The sequence below is a fragment of the Brachybacterium equifaecis genome (genome assembly GCF_023509525.1).
Taxonomy (GTDB): Bacteria; Actinomycetota; Actinomycetes; order Actinomycetales; family Dermabacteraceae; genus Brachybacterium; species Brachybacterium equifaecis.
Window position 1 is genome coordinate 253826 of sequence record NZ_JAKNCJ010000002.1, and the last position, 19749, is coordinate 273574.

The window sequence follows — 19749 nt, forward strand, 5'->3', positions numbered from 1 at the left end:
GAACCCCAGGAGGACTCGTGGCACGACCCCGCGGCAACGGCGGCGCTCTCGTGGTGGGGCTCGGGCGCTTCGGCGCCGCGCTCGCCCTCACCCTCGAGGATCTCGGCACGAACGTGCTGGCCATGGATACGAACCCGGACCTGGTGCAGGAGTTCTCCGGCCGACTGACCCACGTCGTCCAGGCCGACGGCACCCAGATGGACGCCCTCGCGCAGGTGGGCGCCGCGGACTTCGGCGTCGCGGTGGTGGGCGTCGGCACGTCCCTCGAGGCGAGCGTGCTGATCACCGCGAACCTCGTGGACCTCGGCAAGCCCGTGATCTGGGCGAAGGCCATCAGCACCGCGCACGGCAAGATCCTCGAGCGCATCGGCGCGCACCACGTCGTCTTCCCCGAGAAGGACGCCGGCCAGCGCGTCGCCCACCTCGTCAACGGCCGACTGATCGACTTCATCGAGTTCGACGACGGCTTCGCGATCGTCAAGATGCACCCGCCGCGCGAGATCGTCGGCTTCACCCTCACCGAGTCCGACATCCGCGCGAAGTACGGCGTGACCGTGGTCGGCGTGAAGTCCCCCGGTCGCGACTTCACCTACGCGGGGCCGACGACGAAGGTCTCCCAGCACGACCTGCTGATCGTCTCCGGCCACACCGAGCTGATCGAGCGCTTCGCGAACCGGCCGTGAGCGGGGGTGCGGGTATGAGAGGGAATGCGGAGACGAGCGGGAGCGCGAGGGCGGGCGTGTGCGTCCGCCCCGCGACGACGGCCGACGCGGAGCAGGCGGCAGCACGCTTCCCCGATCTCCTGCCGGACCGCTGGCGGGAGGGCGGGAACCGGCGCGCGTTCGTCGCGGTGACGGCCGACGGGGCCGGGGCGGACACTGGCCCCGAGCCCGGGAAGCGGACGATTCTCGGCCACTGCCGCGGCCATGACAATGCCTATCACCCGGGCTCCCGTCTGCTGGAGCTCCAGATCCTGCCGGTCGATGCCCTCCCGCCTGGTGTGGACCTCGCTGACGTCGAAGACGCCCTGCTCCGAGCTCAGATCGCGGCTTCTGGCCGGCCCCTGCGCATGAAGATCTATGCGGGCATGCACCGGGAGCGGGAGCTCGCGATCCGCCACGGCGGCATCGCTGTGCAGGTGACCCCGCCGTGGAGGTACGACATCGGCCCGGAGCTGCGCGAGTGGGCCGATGCCCACCAGGCCGAGCCGCCTGCGGAGGTGCGGGCGATCGGCGAAGACGACCGCGAGAGCGTGCGTGACCTCGAGGCCGAGCACTACGTCGCGCAGCACGCCGCCTGGAGCCCGTCTGCTCCCGTCGGCGCCATGCGCGAGCTGTTCGCAGAAAGCCACGATCCTGCGAGCGAAGAGACTTACGATCCGCAGCGCAGCGTCGTGCTCGCGCGCGAGGGCGAGATCTGCGCTGCGGCGCTGCTGTGGCCCTTCGACGAGGAGTTCACCGGGCGCGAGGTCACCCTCCTCTCCCGCCCGTACGTGGGGCCGCACAGCCGCGCGGACAAGGAGGCCTGCCTCGCGGCTCTCATCGGCTCCGGTGCCGACGGGGAATCGCTGCTGGTCGACTCCCACCTCACCGAGCAGCACGAGGCCGAGATGATGCGCGAGATCCCGGGACTCGTCGGCAGCGCAGAGGACTGGATGGCGATCACCGCGATCCCCGTCAGCAAGGGGCCCGCGCCGATCCCCTTCCCGCGTGCGCTCATCCCGGAGGAGGCGCCATGGGTCGCGCAGCTGCTGCCGGGCGCTGGGGCCGACGGGCTCTGAGGGTGGCTGAGGCTGCCGGGCGCTGAAGCTGAGGCCCGCGGGCACTGAGCCCGAGTCCGGCGGGCGCTAGAACGGCAGGCGGATCGCCCCGTCCTCGTCGAGCGGGAAGCCGGGGTTGTGCGCGATCTCCCAGACGTGCCCGTCGGGGTCGGTGAAGCAGCCCGCGTAGCCGCCGTAGAACGTCGGCGCGGCGGGGCGCGTGATCGCGGCGCCCGCCTGCTCCGCGACGGCGAGGATCGCGTCGACCTCCGCCTCCGCGCGCACGTTGTGGGCCAGCGCGATCCCGCCGAAGGCGCCGTCGGCCGATCCCAGGGGGACGCCCGAATCGGCGGCGAGCTTCTCCCGGCTCCACAGGCTCAGCACGAGCGCTCCGGCCTGGATGAACACGGTCTCCTCGACCTCATGGCCCTTCCAGCCGAGCGCGGCGTAGAAGTCGCGGGCGCGGGCGAGGTCGTCGACGCCGAGGGTGATGAGGCTGATGCGGGGCTGCATGGGCGCGGATTCCATGGGTCCACTCTCGCACTGCACGTCGAAAGGAAAGCCTCGCGCGTCAGCTGCCGTCCAGCACCCCCAGCACGTCCGGCGCCTGGAACACCGCCGATCGGCGGTACCGACCTGTGCCGGGAGTGAGGATCCCTCGCTCGACCAAGGTTTTCACCGCGCTGTGCGCCGCGACAGCCGAGACGTCGAGCGAATCGGCGATGAACGATGCCGTGATGACCGGCTGCTCGCGCAGGAGCGGCAGGATCCGCCGGGCCGAGGAATCTGCGCGGAGCCCCGATGCCTTGGCCTCCAGGACGCGGTCCAGCTCCCCCACCTCGGACTGGACGCGAAGGATCTCGTCCGTTGCGTCCTGAGCGGCCGAGATGAAGAAGCGGACCCAACCCTCCAGGGCAGCTGTTGCCTCGCTCGCATCGTCGGTGCGGAATGCGCTGAGCGCCGCCACGTACTCGCGCTCGCGGCGCCGGATGACCGTGGAGATCGGCAACAGGCCCGAGCGGACCACGCCTCCTCTTTCCAGCACGGCATGGATCAGTGCGCGACCGACGCGCCCATTGCCGTCCTCGAACGGATGGATGGCCCCGAACTGCAGGTGGCAGATTGCCGCGAGCAGGAAAGGGTGCTCCCCCGAGGTATTGATGTACGCGAGCAGATCCGTGATCAAGTCCGGAAGCACATCGGCGGGGGGAGCGACATACTGCGCTCGCAACCGGTCGCGGCCGCCGATCCACACGTCGACCTCGCGCAGCCCGGCCCTCACGCCGACGACGTCGAGGGCGCGGTGGACGTCCTCGATGTCCGCCAGCGACCAGGCCGCCTTCCCGGAGAGCTGCGCGATGGCGAGCCGCGTGGCCTCCACGTTGCGGGCCACCATTCCGGCGTCGTGGTTGCGCAGGTGCGCATCGCCCGGCCCCAGCTGGGCGTAGGCGACGTCGCGGGGGCTCGCTGCGATCCGTTCGATCCGGGAAGACGCGATGGACTCCGATCGCAGCAGGAGCGGGAAGATCCCGCGGCGCGTGGCCTCGTCCACGGCGGCCGTGGAGGCCGTGATCTGCGCGGAGATCTCGAGCGCCTCCTCGCGGAGATCACGGTCGAGCAGACCACCGGGATCCTGGCCCGCGATGCGCGCAGGGAGGAAGTACGAGAAGGTTCCGCCGCGCCGTTCGGACGCGGTCACTCCGCGCAGGTTCGGCTCCTGCACTCCGCGCTGCCAGCTGCCCGCGAGGGTCATCGCATTCTCCACTTCAGTTAAGGCTATGAATAAAACCTTAACTGAACGACGCTCTCGGGCATGGGTCCGCGCTGGCGGCTCCGTACCCTGGCCCCATGCGCATGCACTCCGACCAGGTCGACATCGCGGATGCGACGGCCGCTCTGCTCATCCGCCGCACGCTCCCCGAGGCCGCGCAGCTCCCCATCCACCGCATCCGCTCCAGCGCCACCACCAGCCACATCTTCCGCATCGGCGAGGAGCTCGCGGCCCGCTTCCCGATGCAGGGGACCTCGCCCTATGCCCTCGCGGAGCAGCTGCGGGCCGAGCAGGCGGCCATGGCGGAGCATGCGTCGGCGAGCGCGTTCCCCTGCCCGGCTCCACGCGGGGTCATTCCCGCCTCCGCCGAGCATCCGCTCCCCTGGACGCTGCAGACCTGGGTGGAGGGCGAGATCGCGACCCCGCGCGGCGTCGAATCGTCGGCCCCTTTCGCGGAGGATCTCGCGGCGCAGATCGCCTCGCTGCGGGAAGCGCCGACGCGCGGACGCACGTTCTCCGGGAGCGGCCGCGGCGGGAGGCTCTCCGCGCATGACGCGTGGATCGCCGAGTGCCTGGAGCGCAGCGAGGACCTGCTGCCGGTAGCGCGCCTGCGCATCCTGTGGTCGCGGTGGCGGCAGCTGCCGCGAGAGCAGGCCGACGCGATGACCCACGGCGATCTGATCCCGGCGAATCTGCTCACGACAGGCGGGCGGCTCGCGGGAGTGCTGGACGCCGGCGGGTTCCGGGCCGCGGATCCCGCGCTCGACCTCGTCGGCGCCTGGCATCTCCTCGATGCTCCCCGGCGGGCGCTCGTGCGAGAGCGCCTGGACTGCTCGGAGCTGGAGTGGGAGCGCGGGGCGGCGTGGGCGTTCGCGCAGGCCATCGGGCTCGTCTGGTACTACGAGAGCACGAATCCCCCGATGGCGGAGCTCGGCCGCATAACGCTCGGGCGGCTGCTGGAGGCGTCAGGCTGACGGAGTCTTGGAGCCCGTCAGACGCCGGCGAGCCGGCTCGCTACGAGTCGGTTCAGAGACACCTGCTGCTCAGCCGCCTCGATGGCGAGCCTGCGATGGGTCTCCGGGGTGAGCCGGACCATGAAGTTTCCGGAGTACGCGCGATCTCCGATCGGCTGCGGAGGGGTCTCGCCGCCGACTGCCATGTCCTCGAGGATATCGTTCACAAGCGCGCGGATTCCGGAGAAGGCGTCGAGCTGTGTGCCAGCCAGCCACGACAGCGAGGGCATCTCGGCGACCGTGCCGACGTAGGCATCATCTTCCGCGGACCAGCGCACGCGGAAGGTGTAATGCTCTGCGTTCACCATGCTCACGAGATCTCTCCTTCCAGCTTCGCCAGTGCGGCGAGGACCTGCTTGACCTGGTAGGCCTTCGCCATTCCGTGATCGTCTTGGATGTTCACCCGAGGGTCGCCCACCCACGGCATGCGGTAGACGCGATGAGAAGTCCCGCGCTGGCGCGACTCACCGAAGTAGTAGTCGCACACCCGCACGAGGTCGACAAAGCGAACGCCGCCCGGCGATCTGCGCATCTCTGTCACGAGTTTTTCTATCCGCGCCATGAGAAATGGTATCACTAGTGATACCAGGCCGACAGCGAGTTGCGATCACTCCCCGCTGAGCTCCTTCGAGGAGCGGGCCGCTGCCTCCATCGCCGCGGCGAGGCCCGTGCGCACGCCCTCGCGGTCCAGCGCCGCGATGCCCTGGACCGTCGTGCCCCCGGGGCTCGAGACGTTCGAGCGCAGCACGGCGGGATGCTCTCCGGTCTCGAGCACCATCGTCGCCGCCCCGCGGAGCGTCTGGGCGACCAGTCGCGTCGCGACGGGCCGCTTCAGGCCCTGACGCACGGCCTCCTCGATCATGGCCTCCATCGCGTAGTAGGCGAATGCGGGGGCCGAACCGGCGGCGCCGATCACCGCATGCACCTGGGCCTCGGTGATCTCCTCGACCGCGCCCGCCTCGGCGAACAGCGCGCGGACCAGGGTCTCCTGCTCAGCGCTGACGCTGCTGCCGCTCATCAGCGCGACGACGCCCTCGCCGATCCCGATCGGGGTGTTCGGCATCGCGCGCACGACCGCCGTGCCGTTCGGCAGGGCGTTCTCCATCGCCTCCAGGGTCACGCCCGCGGCGAGAGAGAGCACCACGGCGTCCTGCCCGACGGCGTCGCCGACCTCTCCGAGCAGATCGATGATCTGGTACGGCTTCACGCCGAGCACGATCACGTCGGCGCCCGCGAGCGCCTCCTCACGCGAGTCGGCGGCGCGGGCGCCGAGATCGTCGGCGGCGCGCTGGGAGGACTCGGGCGTGCTGTTCACGATCAGCACCTGCTCGCCCGGCACTCCGGCCCGGATCATGCAGGTCGCGACGGGGCCGCCCATGTTCCCGGCGCCGATCACCGCGACGCGCAGGCTCGAGAGATCGGGGGCGTCGGCGTCTTGGGAGGCGTCGGCGGGAGTGGACGGCGAGGAGGCGCTGGTCGCTGAAGCGTTCATGGGTCCAGGGTAGAGCGCTGACTGCCCGACGGCACCGACACCGGCACCGGCGGCGGAGGGGCGACGGGGCCGGGCGCAGCGGTGGGGTCGTCGGGACTGGGCGCGGCAACGGGGCCTTCGGCCCGGCAGAAGCGGCGCCGCTGCGGGCACCCTGCATCAGGCGGCCTGCCTAGACTTCCGCCCATGCTCGCTGACCGCCTCGCCCGTGCCCGCCGCTCACTCCGCCGCCGGGTGCGCAGCGACGGGTTCGGCGGCGCGCTGGATCGCGCCGGACGCCTCGCGGTGCGGCTGCTGCCCGCGATCGTGCGCCGCAAGGCCGTGTGGTGGTTCGTGCGGCTCACCCAGCCGCGCTTCCTGGTGGGCGTGTGCTCGGTGCTGCGCTCCCCCGACGGCCGCATCCTGCTGCTCGAGCACCGCTTCTGGGAGGGCCAGAAATGGGGCGTGCCCTCGGGGCACATGGAGCCCTCGGAGACCCCGGAGCGGACCGCGGCTCGGGAACTGCGCGAGGAGTGCGGGCTCGAGGTGGAGAACCTGCGCGTGGTGCACGTGGAGGCCGGGACCGAGAACCGCGTCGAGCTGTGGCTCGTGGGCGAGGTCGACATCGACGAGGCCCCGCACAAGGACGCACTGGACTCCCGCGAGATCCAGGACGCCGCGCTGCTGAACATCGACGACGCGCTGGAGCGCCTGCACCGCACCCAGGCCAGCGTGCTGCGCAGGGTGCTGGAGAAGGAGTCCGGGGAGCAGTCGCCGGGGGCCTGACGGGTCGGCCTCGCGAATGCCCGCTCCGGTACCTTTCGCGCGCCGCAAAGGTACGTCAGCGGGCCGGAAGTCTGGGCGACCGGGCCGAGCCGCGCCGTGGAACTGGCACTCCATAGTTCCGACCCACTCAGGTACCTTTCGCGCGCCGGAAAGGTACGCCAGCGGGCCGGAAGTCTGGGCGGCCGTGCAGGCCGCTCGTGGCGGCGTGCACCGCGCTGGCGCAGGCGCGCTCAGCGGCCCCAGTGGGGCGGGAGGTTGCGCAGGAGCTCGGCATCGTGGGCGCTCGTGCCCCGCGGCGCAGCCTCCTCGGCCTCCCACGGGATCGGCTTGCCCGTGACCGAGGAGATCACCACCCGGCCCGACGCGGCCGGGGCGACCGGCGCGCTCGATCCCGGCCCTGGTGTGCTCCGCCGCTGGCCCGCGGAGCCGCGCGCAGGCTCGCCCGGTGCCGCAGGCCGCTCGCTCACTGGCGCTCCTGGTACCGGCGGATGGCGCTGGAGACCGAGACGTCCAGCAGCACCGAGCGCTGCGTGAACCCCAGGAAGCTGCGCACCTCGGTGGCCAGCTGATCCTCCATACGCGCGCGACCGTCGGAGACGAGGTACTCCACGACCGCGTCGAAGTCCTCGCTCGAGTAGAACGACAGCTGGTGGCCGGCGGGGATCTGCGGGCGCGGCAGCCGGTGCCGCGTGCCGGTGGCGCCGTCGAGCGCATCCTCCTCGAGCTCGCTGCGGTAGAGCATCAGCGCCCGGTCCACGGCGCGCTGGATCCGCTCCGCCTCGCCCTCGGGGTCGATGAACAGCGCCCACGACCACACGCGCTCCGTGGCCCAGCCGAACGACTCCAGCCGCTCCGCGCGCAGGCGGTCGCGCTCGCGCTGGCTGTCGGTCGCGACATAGCGCTCGCCGTCGGTGTCCACCGCCAGCAGAGCACGACCCGGCAGCTCCGGGTGGCCGAGCGCCAGCTCGATGCGCTCCGCGCCGTCGCCGAAGTCCGTCTCGACCACGAGACCGCGACGCCAGAGCCGATCCGCCAGGTCGTGGACCAGCGCGTTCGTCTCCAGGCGCCACTCGCCGGTCGTCCCGCTCGCAGGCTCCTCCTCGGAATCGGCAGCGCCCTCCTCGGGAGCCGAGGACTCCGCGGAATCCTCGCCCTCCGACGGCGTGTCCTCCTCCGCAGGCTCCGACGGCTCAGCATCCTCGTCGGGCCCGTCCGCGGCGAGCGCTGACGGCTCCGACTCCGGGGCGGTCTCGACTGCCTCGGCCGACGGTTCCGCGGCATCCGCCTCGACGCTCTCGGAGCTCTCGGTGTCCTCAGCACCGGAGTCGACCTCGACGCCCTCCTCGGCAGGCTCCACCTCGTCCGCATCATCCGCATCGCTCGCGTCATCGGAGGCCTCGCCGTCGTCCTCGGCGTCCGCCGCCAGCGCGGCCTCGATGGCGGCATCGATCGAGATCGTCTCCGCCCCCTCTGCGGGGAGCGCAGCCGTCTGCATGTGAGCATCCGGCGCGTCCTCAGGACTCGCCGTCTCCGCGCCCCTCGCGTCGCCCTCCGCCTCGGCATCGGCATCGGCATCCGCGGGTGCGGCCCCCACGTCGGCCAGCTCCTGTGCGAGCGCTGATGCGGGTTCCCGCACCACGACGTCGTCGTCGGCCCCGCCGCGCAGCACGACGAGCAGGGCGCGCAGGTCGCGGGCGCCCTCGGTGCGCAGTCGCGAGGGGTCCAGATCCTCGACGTCGAACGCGGCGACCACGGTGGTGCGGCCGCGGGCGCGGGTGAGCACCGTGGCGAGCGCCTTGCGGCCCCCGTCGGCCGAGAGCGGGCCGAAGCGGTGCAGCATCCGGCCGTGCGGAGTGCGGCCGAAGCCGAGGGAGACGATCACGTCATCGCGCACCACGCTCGCCGCGTGCGCGGCGGGGACCACGGTGAAATACTCCTCGGCCTGGGCATCGAAGAACTCGCGCAGGCTCGGCACCACGGCGATGGTGTGCATGATGCGCTCGAGCACCTTGCGCGCGTGCGCCGGGGTGAGGGTGAGCACCGCGAGCGAGCGCTCCGGGCGGGTGCGGGCGTGCTCGATCACGAGATCGGTGACGCGCCGCAGCTCCAGCTCCGTGCTCTCCACGAAATCGAGCCCCGGGGTGACCGGGCCGAACGCGTTCTCCACCACGATCAGGCGGTCGCTCTCCGGCGGAGCCGGGTTCGGCACGCCGAGCACGGGGCCTGCGAGAGAGCGGCGCTGAGCGAAGGCGCGCACGATCGATCCGGTCGGCCGCGGGTCCCGGCGCAGCGGCACGTGCCCTGCGATCGCGAGCATGTCGTCGAGGACGCTCGCCCCCGGCAGGTCGGCGTAGGCGAGCGGGTCGCCGATCACGACAGCCTGGCGGGCGCGGGCGAGCGCGGGCAGGGCGGCGGCCGTCGGCAGGCGCCCGCCGTCGGCGATGATCACGACGTCGAAATGCTTCCCGCGCGGCACCACCTGCGGCACGAGGTACGGGGAGGCGAGCCACGCCGGGCGCACCGCGAACAGGATGTCCTCGTATTTCGCGGCCAGATCGCGCACGGAGATGGTCGAGGAGCGCGCGAGCTCGGTGATCGCCGCGCGGGAGGTGTCGGGGAAGGCCTTCATCCGCTCCACCAGGCGGTCGTCGCACGCGCCGCGCACGCGGAAGGAGGCGCGCTCGAGGTGCTCCCCGTCGAGGCGGCGGAAGCGCTCGGCGACCTGGGACAGGCTCGTGCCGTCGTACTGCGAGATCGTCGGCTCGGCGCGGGCGATGAGCTCCAGGACGGTCTGCCACCAGGCGAGGTCGAGCTCAGCGGCGACGTCCTTCTCCTCCACCCGGCGCGAGCGGAGGTCCTCGACCAAGTCGCCGAGGCCGTCGAAGGCGAGTGAGCGCAGCAGCACCGTGCGGCGCGGCACCTCGGCGAGGTCGCCCCGGTCCCGGTGCAGGGCGTCGACGCGCGCGGTGAGCTCGTCGATCGGAGCGGACGAGAGGTCGCCGCCCGCAGGCGTGCCATCCAGCAGCACCGCGAGCTCATCGCACGCGCCCTGCAGGCGCGCGGCGAGCGCACGGTGGGATTCGAGGGTGGGGGGCACGCTCGGCGCCCGACGGGTCGCGGCGGCCTGCGCCGACCAGCGCTCGGCGATCGCATGCGCGCGGCGCAGGGCGTCATGGACATCCACGCCGGTCAGCCCCGGTCGCACGAGATCCTGGGCCTGCTTGCGCAGGGTGCGGCGCTCGCTCCACTTCATGCTCGCGGCCGTCGCGCCGTTCGCGCGGATCATGTCGTCCAGCTCCGTGGTGAGCACCGCGGGCTGCATCTGGGTGAGGATCGCGGCGACGTCATCGAGCAGCGCCAGGCGGGCTCCGAACTGCGCGAGGGTTTGCGCAGGCTTCAGGCCGATGTCGCCGCCGGTGCGCTCCATCGCGCGGGAGAGCGCGGGCAGCAGGGTCTCGCGCAGCTGGCCGACGAGCTCGAGCGCGCGCGAGGCCTGCGTGTCGCTGCTGATGGCGGCGCCGAACCAGGCCGTCTCCTCCGGGCCGACGCGGAGGGCGCCGATGCGTGCGGCCTCGCGCAGCGATTCGGCGTAGCGCACGCGCGCGGGCCCGATCATGGAGGCCGCGACCTGGGGCCGCAGGCGCACCTCGGTGCGCGGGGAGGGCCGCATCCGGGTGAGTGCGGCGAGCGCGGAGATCGCGTCGTGGGCCGACGCCTCCCACGGCAGCTGCACGCTGTGCATGGCCTCGACGTGCCCGGCGAGGATGTCGCGGGTGCGGGCGAGCTCGACCGGCTCCTCGGTGGTGACCGGGGAGCTGAACGATCCGGCGCGGCGCATGCTGTGCAGGAGGGCGGCGGAGGCGTTGCGCTGCAGCGCGGGATCTGGCGAGAGGTCGAACAGCAGATCCTCGAGCCCCCGCTCCCCTGCCCGTTCGGCGAGCTCGGCGAGATGGCCGGAGCGCTGGGAGAGGACGAGCACCGTGCGGCCGCGGCCGATCAGCTCCTGGGCGAGATCGACCACCAGATCGATCGGGTCGGTGCCGGGAGGAGTCGTGAGGGCGAGGTGGTCGCCGCGCAGGATCGCGGCGAGCGCCTCGGCCCGATCGGGCGAGAGGGCCGTGACCATGCCGGTCTCCGGGGGCAGCGGCGCCTCCTCCACGGGGGCCGACGGCCGCACTGCCGCGCGCGCCTCGGGGTCGCCTGCGAGCGCGGCGACCAGCTCGCTGCTCGCCCACTCCTCGCGGTCGGCCCGCAGGTCCTCCACCAGGTGACCGGCGGCGTCCATCAGGTTGCCGACGACCAGCGCCTGGCTGATCCGGAACCCCGGGAGGGGCTGGCCTAGCGCCTTGAACGCGTCGAGGACCGGGGTCGGGTCGAAGCCGTAGGGGCCCTGCGTGGTGGCGAGCAGAGCGCGTGCGTCCACCGCGATCCCGGCGTCGCGCAGAGCGCGCAGCAGCACCGGGTTCACGTCGACGCTCGCGTCGAGGTCGAGGTCGACGTCCTCGCGCGCATTGCCCCGCAGGCGCAGGGTGATGGGGCGGATCAGCACCGGCGCCTGGTAGGGCTCGCCGCCGCCCTCGGGGATCCAGCTCGCCTCACCGATCGCGAGGTGGCAGGTGGTGAGCCCGACCTCGTCGGCCTGGCGCTCGGCGACCTCGCGGATCGTGCGGGCCTGCGCGCGCGCCTCGGCGAGCGCTCCGACTTCGCGCACCAGCGAGGACAGCCGGGTCGGCCCGCGACCGGCGAGCAGCTGCGCGAGCCCCGAGGGGTGGGAGTGCGTGAGGTCGAGGTGCTCCGCGTCGGAGCGCATGCGGGTGAGGAAGCTGGGGCGCTCGGCGGTGCCGGCGATCTGCTGGGTCCAGCGGTCCAGCGCCGCGCCGACGCGATCGGCGCGGCCGAGGGGCCGATCGTCCAGCTTGCGGCGCGGGAGGCGGGACTCGTCCTGCAGGGGCGCCTCGTCGGGCGCGGCCCCGCCGTCGGTCGCGGCGACCGAGAAGTCGATCGCACCGGAGTGCGCGGCGGGCTCTCCAGGGGCGGGCGCCGTCGCGGCCGGGGCGTCTGCGTCAGGGGATGACGGGGCGCCTGCCGCAGGACCTTCCGCAGGATCGGCACCGGAGTCGGGCGCGGGGCCTTCGACGTCGGGACTCTGGGCTGTCGCGCTCGCCTCGGCGGGCGCGGACGCATCGGGACGATCCGCTCGGGCGCTGCCGTCCGCTGCCGCGCGGTCGGTCCTGGTGCCTCGCCGAAGTCTCCACATGGGGCTCCACGCTACCCGGGGAGGGTGAGAGGAGGCCATCTCCGCCGCGCCCGGCGCGCACAACCCGGTCGAGGTTCACAGGCTCCGCGTCAGACCTCGTGCAGACGCACCTGCTCCTCTTGCAGATGTGCGCGCAGGCTGTCCGGCACCTCCCCCGCGATCACCAGATCCGTGAGCGTGGCGAGGGGGCAGATGGCGGCGAGCGCGCGCACGCCGACCTTGTCGGCCGTCGCGAGGCCGACGACCCGGCGCGAGTGCCCGATCATCGTGCGGGTCACGCTCGCCTCCGCATCGGAGCTGCAGGTGAGCCCGGCCTGGATGTCCAGCCCGATCATCCCCACGAACATCGTGTCCAGCCACAGATCCCGCATGGTGGCGGTGGCGAGCGGGCCCGTGAGCTCGAAGGAGTAGGGCTCCGCGACCCCGCCGAGCACGACCGTGCGCACCGAAGGGCGCAGCACCGCTTCCGTCGCGATGTTCAGCGCGGCGCACACCACGGTCAGCGCCGGCTTGCCGTCGTGCGCGTCGAGATCCGTGCGCGAGACGGTGCGGCGGGCGGTGGAGGTGGTGGTGCGCCCGCCGTTGAACCCCACGATCTGCCGGGGGCCGACGAGCGCCGCACCCGCCGCCGCGACCCGCTCGCGGGCGGCGCCGGTCTCGTCGCGGTCGCGCGGAGTGGTGGCGAGGGAGTAGGCGACGTCGATCGCGACGATCCCCCCGTGCGTGCGCCGGGCGAGCTGCGCGCGCTCCATCTCGGCGAAGTCGCGGCGCACCGTGGACTCGCTGATCCCGAGCTGCCGGGCGACCTCGCCGACGCTGATGCTCTTGTGACGGGCGAGCGCCGCGAGGACGCGGTCCCAGCGCCCGCTCTTGTCCTTCGGGGCGTCTGGGGCGGCAGGGCTGATCGATTCCATCCAGCCATCATGCCCGCTTCTGCGCGCGAGGTGCGCGCTCATGCGCAGTCGCGCCTGCTCTGCGCACGCCGGGGAAATTCTCTTGCAGCTCCCAGGAATCGCTCCTAGCGTGATCCGGGTCAGGCGCTCGGCGGGACTCCGGTTCCGCCCCGTCGCTCGCGGAGCCCCCTCCGCGACGTGCGGAGCAGGGCGCTCTTCCGAACGAGAGGAGTTCTGCAATGGGTCTCAATGATGCTCTGAACAAGGCGAAGGACCTCGCAGGCGAGCACCCCGATCAGGTCAACCAGGCCATCGACGGTGCGAACGCCAAGGCGCAGGATGCCGCCCCCGATCAGTTCGACAGCTCGATCGACGGCGCTGCCGGCAAGGCCCAGGGCGCACTCGGCGGCAACGCCGATGCGGCGGAGACCACCGAGAAGTGACCTCCGCTCGCTGAGCGCCCGGGACGCAGTCGATCCCGGAAGCAGGAGAGGGCTCCGACCGTCAGGTCGGGGCCCTCTCTGTGTGCGCAGCCGCGGTGCGTGCCGGTGCTCGCGCGCGGTGCGGTGCGACGCCGGAGTGCGGCGCGATGCCCCGCTCCGGTCAGCGGCCGACGCGGGGATCCTCGCGACTGGTCTCGCGATCGATGCGGCCGGCGGCGCGGCGCCGGGAGACGAGGACTGCGGCGATCGCGGCGATCAGCGCGACCGCTGCCACGCCCAGCAGCAGCGGCATCATCGCGGAGCTCTGCGAGTTCTCGACGGCAGGCTCGGCCGACGGGGTCGCGCTGGGCTCGGCGCCGGCCGGGGCGCTGCTCGGCGCGGGAGTCTGGGCGGCGGCGCCGGCCGATGCATCGGCAGACGGGGTGGCCTCGGCAGACGGGGTGGCCTCGGCGGCGGGATCCGCTGTGGGCGCAGGATCGTTCTGCACGGTGATGCCGAAGTCCCCCTCGATCGGGTGGCCGTCGGAGGAGACCACGCGCCACTGCACGGTGTACTCGCCCGCCGGGAGGGGCTCCGAGAGGGTCGCGACGGCCGAGCGGCCCGACACCGCCGGGGTCACCTCTTGGACGGCCTGTCCGTCGGCCCCGACGATCCTCACCACGGGGGTGACGTCGAGGATGTCGGCGGAGAAGTCGAGAGTGAGCTGGGCGGGCGAGCTCTCGAGCGCAGCGCCGTCGGCCGGGTCCGAGGAGACCAGCGTGTCATGAGCGAGCGCGGCCGTCGGCGCGAGCAGGACCAGGGCGGCGCCGACGAGAGCGGAGGCGAGGACGGCGAAGAGCCGGGAGATGCGTGAGGTCATGCCTCCACTGTAGGGAGGCCGCGGCCTGCCAGCACGGGCAGGGAGGCCCGGGCGCGGGCGACGGTGTCCAGATCCACGGGGGCGAGCAGCAGCTGGGGCCCCTCCCCCGCCGCCGCGAGCACCTCGCCGAGCGGGGAGACGACGGCGCTGCCGCCGACCCCGCGCGCGGCGCCGCCCTCGTACCCTGCCGCCGGCACCTGGTCGCAGCACACGAGCACGCAGGTCGTATCGAGCGCGCGAGCGCGCTGAAGCAGGCGCAGCTGCTCGGCCTTGCCGGGGCCGCTGGCCCAGGACGTCGGGATCACGAGGACCTCGGCACCCCGCCCCGCGAGAGCGACGAACTGCTCGGGGAAGCGGATGTCGTAGCAGGTCGCGAGGCCGAGGCGCACGCTGCTGCCGTCGCCGAGCGGAAGGTCGAAGGTCACGAGGGCGGAGCCGGGGGCGACCGTCTCGGACTCGGCCTGGCCGAAGGCGTCGAAGAGATGGATCTTGTCGTAGTGCGCTCGCACAGCGGCGCCGTCGGCCGCGCGGCCCCGGACGAGGAGCCGGTTCACCACGCGAGCGCCCTCGGCCGGGGCGAAGGACCCAGCGATCAGCACGATCCCGTGCTCCTCGCCGAGGCGCTCGAGGTGCGCCTCGAACTGCGCGGCATGGGCGACCGCGGCCGCGCGCAGATCGGTGCCGAAGGGGGTGAGGGTCGCCTCCGGGAGGACGAGCAGCTGGGCGCCCGCGGCGGCGGCGTCCTGTGCGGCCGCGGCGACCGCGGCGAGCACCGCCTCCGCATCCTCGCTGACGGGGATCTGCGCGAGTGCGAGGGTCAGAGTGCGCCCGGATGGAGCGTCAGCGGGGGCACCGTGACCAGCGTCGGCGGCAGCGCCGGGGTCCGCGGAGCGGGGCGCGGTGGACTCGGAGATCGTCACGCTGTGATCCTGCCATGCGAGCGCACCGGGGCGGGAGCGTCCCCGCGCGGGTGCTCTAGGATGGTCGGGCCCCGCCTTCGTAGCTCAGGGGATAGAGCACCGCTCTCCTAAAGCGGGTGTCGGCAGTTCGAATCTGCCCGAGGGCACTGTTCCACGTTTCGCCTCGACCCCGGCGCTGCGCTGTTCAGTCGAGACCGCCCGGCACCATGGGATTCGCTCCACGCTCGGCCATCACGTACCACGCCGTCGCTCCGACGTGCTGAACCTGGAAGTACCCGAAGCCGAATCCGCTGTCGATCGGGCTCGAGGCCGCGACCAGTCCGCCGGCCTCGAGCTCGACCCCGCTGACGGTCTGACCGGCCCCGAGCGCAGTCTGCGCCCTGCGCATCTCCCGGAGAAGGGCATTGGCCCGAGCGCGATCGCGCGGCATCGCGCGGTCTGCGAGGGCGAGCGCGAGCTGCGCGCTGCCTTCGAACCAGACGCCGTTGGGATCCACGGCCAGCCCGTTGTACACCGCGGTGGACGTCAGGCTCGCGGAGCTGAAGGTGACTCCCGAGAACGCGGTGCCGGCGGGGAGCTGGCTGTTCGGGGACTGCGGGGTGTCCGTCACGGCAAGAGCCGTCGCGGCCCAGTCCAGTGCGCCGGCATATCGCGGATCCTGCAGAGCAAGCCAGCTCCACGTCTGCGGATCCAGCGGCAACGGCGCGCGGTTGATGACGATGCCGTCGTTCGATCCGGTGTAGAAGAATCCTCCTGCCGGTTCCCACATCCGCTCCACGAACGTCCGCGCATGTTCTGCGGCAGCGTCCCAGCGGGGGCTGGGGTCGACCGCAGAGAGAAGCGTGAACAGCGAGACGCAGTCGATGTTGTGCTCGGTCGAGACGTTGGGGATCGGCTGATCGGAGGCCGAGACGCCGAAGGAGAATCCGCCCAGAGCCCCGGAATTGACTGCGCGCGCCAGGATCCACTCGCCGATGCGCTGCGCGGCCGCACGGTAGCCGGCGTCGCCGGTCGCCCGATACGCCTGGACGAGCGCGATCCCCGGCCAGGCCATGTCTCCCACGGCCGTGCCGAGGAAGCCGAACTGCCAGCCGATGTTCGCGGTGCCGTCGGGCAGCTCGAGACCATGCTCATTCCGCACACCGTCGTAGAAGGTGAACGGGGCGACGTTGTAGCCCTGGCGGAGGCGCCCGTCGCGATGGACGGGGTCGTGCGTCTGCGCGAACACCAGCCCATCGGCGATCCGGCGCGCGAGGTGCTCCTCTCCCGACGCCAGCGCGGCGAGGAGTGCCAGTGCCGCGTCATAGACGAAGGCGGTCGAGAACAGGCCGAGCTGATCTGCATAGCTCTGCGGCAGGGTCGGGCCCTCCGCAGACCTGCCTGCGGTGGTCATCGTCTCCAGGAAGTCGAGGGCGCTGGCCAGGCCGGGGCGCCCTCGGCGCGAGGGCTGCGGGGATCCCGGGAGCGCCTGCGCGGGGACGGCGCACGCGAGCGTGGTCGCCGAGAACGCCCCGAGGAGGAGCGTGCGGCGTCCAATGGCGGGGAAACGGTCATGGTGGGGCGTCAACGGCTGGCGCATGAGGACTCCTTTGTCGCGTGCGGTGCCGCTCACACTACGTGAGAGCGCTCTCACGGTCAATGGAGCACCGCGGGAGAAGACCAACCCTGCGCGCGGAGATCGCCTCGCTCTCAGCGCTCTCGCGACGTCGGCACCAGCATCGCGAGCGCCGCGAGAACGATGACCGCCGCGCCCGCGCCCAGCAGGATGAAGGACGGCGCGGAGAGGTCGGCCGCGAACTGGCGCTCGAATGCCTGGAAGAGCGGGGCGATGAAGTCGGCCTGGTCGAGAGTGTCGGGGACGATCTGCTCGACCTGAGAGGTCAGCACCCAGGTGCTCGCGCCGGCGGCCGCAGTGCCGATCCCTGCGAGCAGGAGTGCGAAGCGCCGCCTCCCTGCGATCAGGACGGCCAGCAGCGCGAGGGCGAGCGCCGCGGGCCCGGTCCAGCGGGCGTGCGGGAGCACCTCCTGCGCCTGCTGCAGCACGGGGATATCAGGGATCTGAGCGAGCGTCACCGTGGGATTCTCTGGGACGGGGATCTCCAGGCCGAACGGGAGTCGCTCCTGGATCGGATCCACCAGCGCGTCGACGGCCGGGCTCAGATCCACCGTGAGATCCGAAGCGCCCGGTGCGAAGAGATCCTCGTGGACCTGGACCATCGTCTCGTCCCAGATCTGCGCGTAGGCGGGCAGCTCGGTGAGCTTCGCTCCCTGCTCCTTCGCGAACGGGCCGATCATGGTCGCGATGCGGCCGGGGATCGCATCGTTCGCGAGGATCTCGTCCACCGCGGAATCCACGAGGGTCTGCTGGGTCGCGGCATCGCTGCTCAGCGGCTGCGCGATGGCGAGGAAGCCGGACTGCTCCACGAGGTGGCGCTGCAGCCACACCCCCGGCAGCCAGACGGCCGCGAGCGCGGTCGCGACGAGGACCAGGACGACGGCGAGCAGATCGCGCAGGGTTCGCATCGCCTCACCGTACCGCCGGATCGCCGCTCCCGGGAATGCCAGCGGCCCCGCACCGGGATGGGTGCGGGGCCGCTGGGCTGGACTGGCGCGATCAGCCGGTGATCCGGATGTACTGCCAGTTGCCGGAGTAGATGTGGCGCTCGGAGGTGCCGACGCGCTTGTTGCCGGCGTCGATCATCATGTCGCCGCCCGCGTAGATGCCGATGTGGCCGGGCTTCCAGATCAGATCGCCGGGACGAGCCTCGGACTTGGAGATGACGCGGCCCATGGACTTCTGGCCGGAGTCGGAGTGCGGGAGGCTGATGCCGTGCTGGGCGTAGACCCACGCGATGAAGCCCGAGCAGTCCCAGCCGCTCGTGCTGGAGCCGCCCCACACGTAGGGGGTTCCGATGCCGTTGCGTGCGGTGTCGACGATCGAGCTTCCGGCGACGGCCTGCGAGGCGCTGGAGGACTTCGAGGAGGAGGACTCCTCGGAAGTGGAGGAATCGCTCGAAGCGGAGGACGAGGAGGAGTCGCTCGAGGAGGAGGAGGACGTCTCCGACTGCTCGGTGTTCGAGCGCGAGGAGGAGGTGCTCGAGGAGGAGGAGGTGGCTGCGGCGCGGCCGGTGGAGCTGCTGGAGCTCGAGTCGTTCGAGTCGGCTGCGGCGGGTGCGGCCGCGACGGGCTCGGGCTTCGGGGCGGCCTTGATGGAGATCGCCGTCGCGGGGGCGGTCACCGCGAGGTCTGCGGAGAGCTCGGCGGTCTCGGGAGCGGCGGTCACGGGGATCTCGACCGACGGGGCTGCCGGTGCCGGGAGGACCGCGGGGGCCGCGGCAGGAGCAGCGCCGGCGCCGGCGGCGTCGGTCTGGCCGTCAGCGGTCGCCGCAGCAGCGCCGCCGAGCAGCATCGTCGCGGCGATCGCAGCGCCGGCGGCGGTGCGGCCTGCGCGCACGGCCGGGGTCACGGCGCGCATCGGGCGGCGGTGGGTGTTGTTCGCGGTCTTCGACACGTGAGCTCCTGTGGGCCCTCCGCAGTGCGGAGCCTCGCGCAGAAAGACTGTGGCTCCGATCGCGGCGCGAGTGCCCTCCGCGGGGAGCGCGCCCGGCCATCCCGCCCGGCGCACTCTCGACTCTATGGCGGGCTCGGCCGCCTGGCACCCCTGCCAGCAAGGTCTGGATGAGCCCTTGACGCGCTCTTTACTCGCTCGGAGCCGGGGCCACGGAGAGCTGCGAGGCCGTGAGGGAGTCGATCGCTACTCCCCCGCCCTCGCCGGCGCGCAGGAGATACCCGCCCTCGCGACGCTGCGCGGTGATGATGGCACCCGGAAGCACGCCCTGGCCTGCGAGTTCGCGCAGGAGGTCGACGTCCGTCTGCACCGGCTCCCCGATGCGGCGCAGCAGCATGCGCACGGGGCCTTCGGCGTTCACGGCCGTCTCCAGTGGCACGAGCCACGTTGCCGTCTCTTGACCCTCGGCCGTGACCGCCGCCTCCTCGATACCGAGCTCTGCGAGCCCCGGGATCGGGTTGCCGTAGGGGTCCACGTAGGGCGGGGCGATCTGCGCGGCTATGCGCGTCTCGACCTCTTTGCTCATGACGTGCTCCCAGCGGCACGCCTCCTCGTGGACGAGCTCGAAGGGCAGCCCGAGAGCCTCGATGAGGTGGCGCTCGGCGAGGCGATGCTTGCGCATGACATCGGTGGCGATCGCCTGGCCCGTGGCGGTCAGGTGGATGCGCCGCTCCTCATCCAGGTGGAGCAGGTCGTCGCGCTCCATGCGCGCGACGGTCTGGGAGACGGTCGGCCCCGAATGCCCGAGACGCTCCGCGATGCGGGCGCGCATCGGCGGCACCCCGGCCTCGTGGAGCTCGAAGACGGTCTTGAGGTACATCTCGGTGGTGTCGATCAGGTCGCTGCTCACCTGGCTGCTCCGTCCTTCGCTGTCATCGGGGCCTCGGGGCGTCAGCCGCGGGTCGCGGCAGAGCGCGCGACGGCGCGGCTCGGCCCTGCGGGCTCCCTAAAGTACCCCGTCCGCCCGGGACGGGGATGACGATGCCCCGGTGATCGCTCACCGGGGCATCGT

At 72.4% G+C, this 19749-nt stretch carries 19 protein-coding genes and 1 tRNA gene; 6 read left to right on the forward strand and 14 right to left on the reverse strand.

Going from position 1 to position 19749, the window contains the following annotated elements; all coding sequences use genetic code 11:
• The first annotated feature begins 17 nt into the window (after positions 1–17).
• A complete protein-coding gene (locus Bequi_RS05640) occupies positions 18–683 on the forward strand; it encodes a potassium channel family protein (protein ID WP_249736986.1) in 666 nt (221 codons plus the stop codon).
• Between the two features lie 56 nt (positions 684–739).
• The gene (locus Bequi_RS05645; RefSeq protein ID WP_249736987.1) at positions 740–1780 is read left to right on the forward strand and encodes a hypothetical protein; all 1041 of its coding nucleotides are present in this window, start codon (positions 740–742) and stop codon (positions 1778–1780) included.
• A 66-nt stretch (positions 1781–1846) separates the two neighbouring features.
• Here Bequi_RS05645 and Bequi_RS05650 read toward each other — a convergent pair whose 3' ends face one another.
• On the reverse strand, positions 1847–2287 hold the full coding sequence (locus Bequi_RS05650; protein ID WP_249736988.1) for a VOC family protein: 441 nt from the start codon (positions 2285–2287) through the stop codon (positions 1847–1849).
• Between the two features lie 43 nt (positions 2288–2330).
• On the reverse strand, positions 2331–3512 hold the full coding sequence (locus Bequi_RS05655; RefSeq protein ID WP_249736989.1) for a Fic family protein: 1182 nt from the start codon (positions 3510–3512) through the stop codon (positions 2331–2333).
• Positions 3513–3607: 95 nt separating this feature from the next.
• Here Bequi_RS05655 and Bequi_RS05660 point away from each other — a divergent pair, with 95 nt between their 5' ends.
• The gene (locus Bequi_RS05660; RefSeq protein ID WP_249736990.1) at positions 3608–4504 is read left to right on the forward strand and encodes a phosphotransferase; all 897 of its coding nucleotides are present in this window, start codon (positions 3608–3610) and stop codon (positions 4502–4504) included.
• Positions 4505–4521: 17 nt separating this feature from the next.
• On the opposite strand, the gene Bequi_RS05665 is transcribed toward Bequi_RS05660, so the two are convergent.
• The 3 genes from Bequi_RS05665 to proC form a co-directional block, all read right to left on the reverse strand.
• Positions 4522–4851: a type II toxin-antitoxin system HicB family antitoxin gene (locus Bequi_RS05665; protein WP_249737394.1), complete on the reverse strand. Its 330-nt coding sequence runs from the start codon at positions 4849–4851 to the stop codon at positions 4522–4524.
• Between the two features lie 2 nt (positions 4852–4853).
• Positions 4854–5075 carry a toxin HicA gene (locus tag Bequi_RS05670; protein WP_249737395.1) on the reverse strand — a complete coding sequence of 74 codons (222 nt, stop codon included), beginning with the start codon at positions 5073–5075 and terminating at the stop codon, positions 4854–4856.
• Between the two features lie 75 nt (positions 5076–5150).
• A complete protein-coding gene (gene proC, locus Bequi_RS05675; protein WP_249736991.1) occupies positions 5151–6035 on the reverse strand; it encodes a pyrroline-5-carboxylate reductase in 885 nt (294 codons plus the stop codon).
• Positions 6036–6218: 183 nt separating this feature from the next.
• On the opposite strand from proC, the gene Bequi_RS05680 reads away from it, so the two are divergent.
• Positions 6219–6797, forward strand: coding sequence for an NUDIX domain-containing protein (locus Bequi_RS05680; protein ID WP_249736992.1), 579 nt, complete (start codon positions 6219–6221; stop codon positions 6795–6797).
• Positions 6798–7027: 230 nt separating this feature from the next.
• Here the strand turns inward: Bequi_RS05680 and Bequi_RS05685 are convergent, their stop codons facing one another.
• From Bequi_RS05685 to Bequi_RS05695, 3 genes are all read right to left on the reverse strand, one after another.
• Positions 7028–7264 carry a hypothetical protein gene (locus tag Bequi_RS05685; protein WP_249736993.1) on the reverse strand — a complete coding sequence of 79 codons (237 nt, stop codon included), beginning with the start codon at positions 7262–7264 and terminating at the stop codon, positions 7028–7030.
• Complete coding sequence (locus tag Bequi_RS05690; RefSeq protein WP_249736994.1) at positions 7261–12054, reverse strand: hypothetical protein; 4794 nt, start codon at positions 12052–12054, stop codon at positions 7261–7263. Before Bequi_RS05690 ends, Bequi_RS05685 begins: the two co-directional genes overlap by 4 nt.
• Positions 12055–12143: 89 nt before the next feature.
• Positions 12144–12968, reverse strand: a complete 825-nt coding sequence (locus Bequi_RS05695) for a DeoR/GlpR family DNA-binding transcription regulator (RefSeq protein ID WP_249736995.1) — start codon at positions 12966–12968, stop codon at positions 12144–12146.
• A gap of 218 nt (positions 12969–13186) precedes the next feature.
• On the opposite strand from Bequi_RS05695, the gene Bequi_RS05700 reads away from it, so the two are divergent.
• Positions 13187–13390 (forward strand): antitoxin, encoded by a 204-nt coding sequence (locus Bequi_RS05700; RefSeq protein ID WP_249736996.1) that lies wholly within the window; start codon positions 13187–13189, stop codon positions 13388–13390.
• A 160-nt stretch (positions 13391–13550) separates the two neighbouring features.
• Here Bequi_RS05700 and Bequi_RS05705 read toward each other — a convergent pair whose 3' ends face one another.
• Complete coding sequence (locus tag Bequi_RS05705) at positions 13551–14249, reverse strand: copper resistance CopC family protein (RefSeq protein ID WP_249736997.1); 699 nt, start codon at positions 14247–14249, stop codon at positions 13551–13553.
• Positions 14246–15169: a nitrilase-related carbon-nitrogen hydrolase gene (locus tag Bequi_RS05710; RefSeq protein ID WP_249736998.1), complete on the reverse strand. Its 924-nt coding sequence runs from the start codon at positions 15167–15169 to the stop codon at positions 14246–14248. The genes Bequi_RS05705 and Bequi_RS05710 overlap by 4 nt, the downstream gene beginning before the upstream one ends.
• A 73-nt stretch (positions 15170–15242) precedes the next feature.
• Between Bequi_RS05710 and Bequi_RS05715 the strand changes: the two genes are divergently transcribed.
• Positions 15243–15315: transfer RNA gene (locus tag Bequi_RS05715), tRNA-Arg, on the forward strand.
• Between the two features lie 38 nt (positions 15316–15353).
• Here the strand turns inward: Bequi_RS05715 and Bequi_RS05720 are convergent.
• From Bequi_RS05720 to Bequi_RS05735, 4 genes are all read right to left on the reverse strand, one after another.
• On the reverse strand, positions 15354–16748 hold the full coding sequence (locus Bequi_RS05720; protein WP_249736999.1) for an AGE family epimerase/isomerase: 1395 nt from the start codon (positions 16746–16748) through the stop codon (positions 15354–15356).
• Between the two features lie 110 nt (positions 16749–16858).
• Positions 16859–17692, reverse strand: coding sequence for a hypothetical protein (locus Bequi_RS05725; protein WP_249737000.1), 834 nt, complete (start codon positions 17690–17692; stop codon positions 16859–16861).
• 91 nt (positions 17693–17783) lie between these two features.
• Positions 17784–18680: a C40 family peptidase gene (locus Bequi_RS05730; RefSeq protein ID WP_249737001.1), complete on the reverse strand. Its 897-nt coding sequence runs from the start codon at positions 18678–18680 to the stop codon at positions 17784–17786.
• A gap of 187 nt (positions 18681–18867) precedes the next feature.
• Positions 18868–19587: a metal-dependent transcriptional regulator gene (locus tag Bequi_RS05735; protein WP_249737002.1), complete on the reverse strand. Its 720-nt coding sequence runs from the start codon at positions 19585–19587 to the stop codon at positions 18868–18870.
• Between the last annotated feature and the right edge of the window lie 162 nt (positions 19588–19749).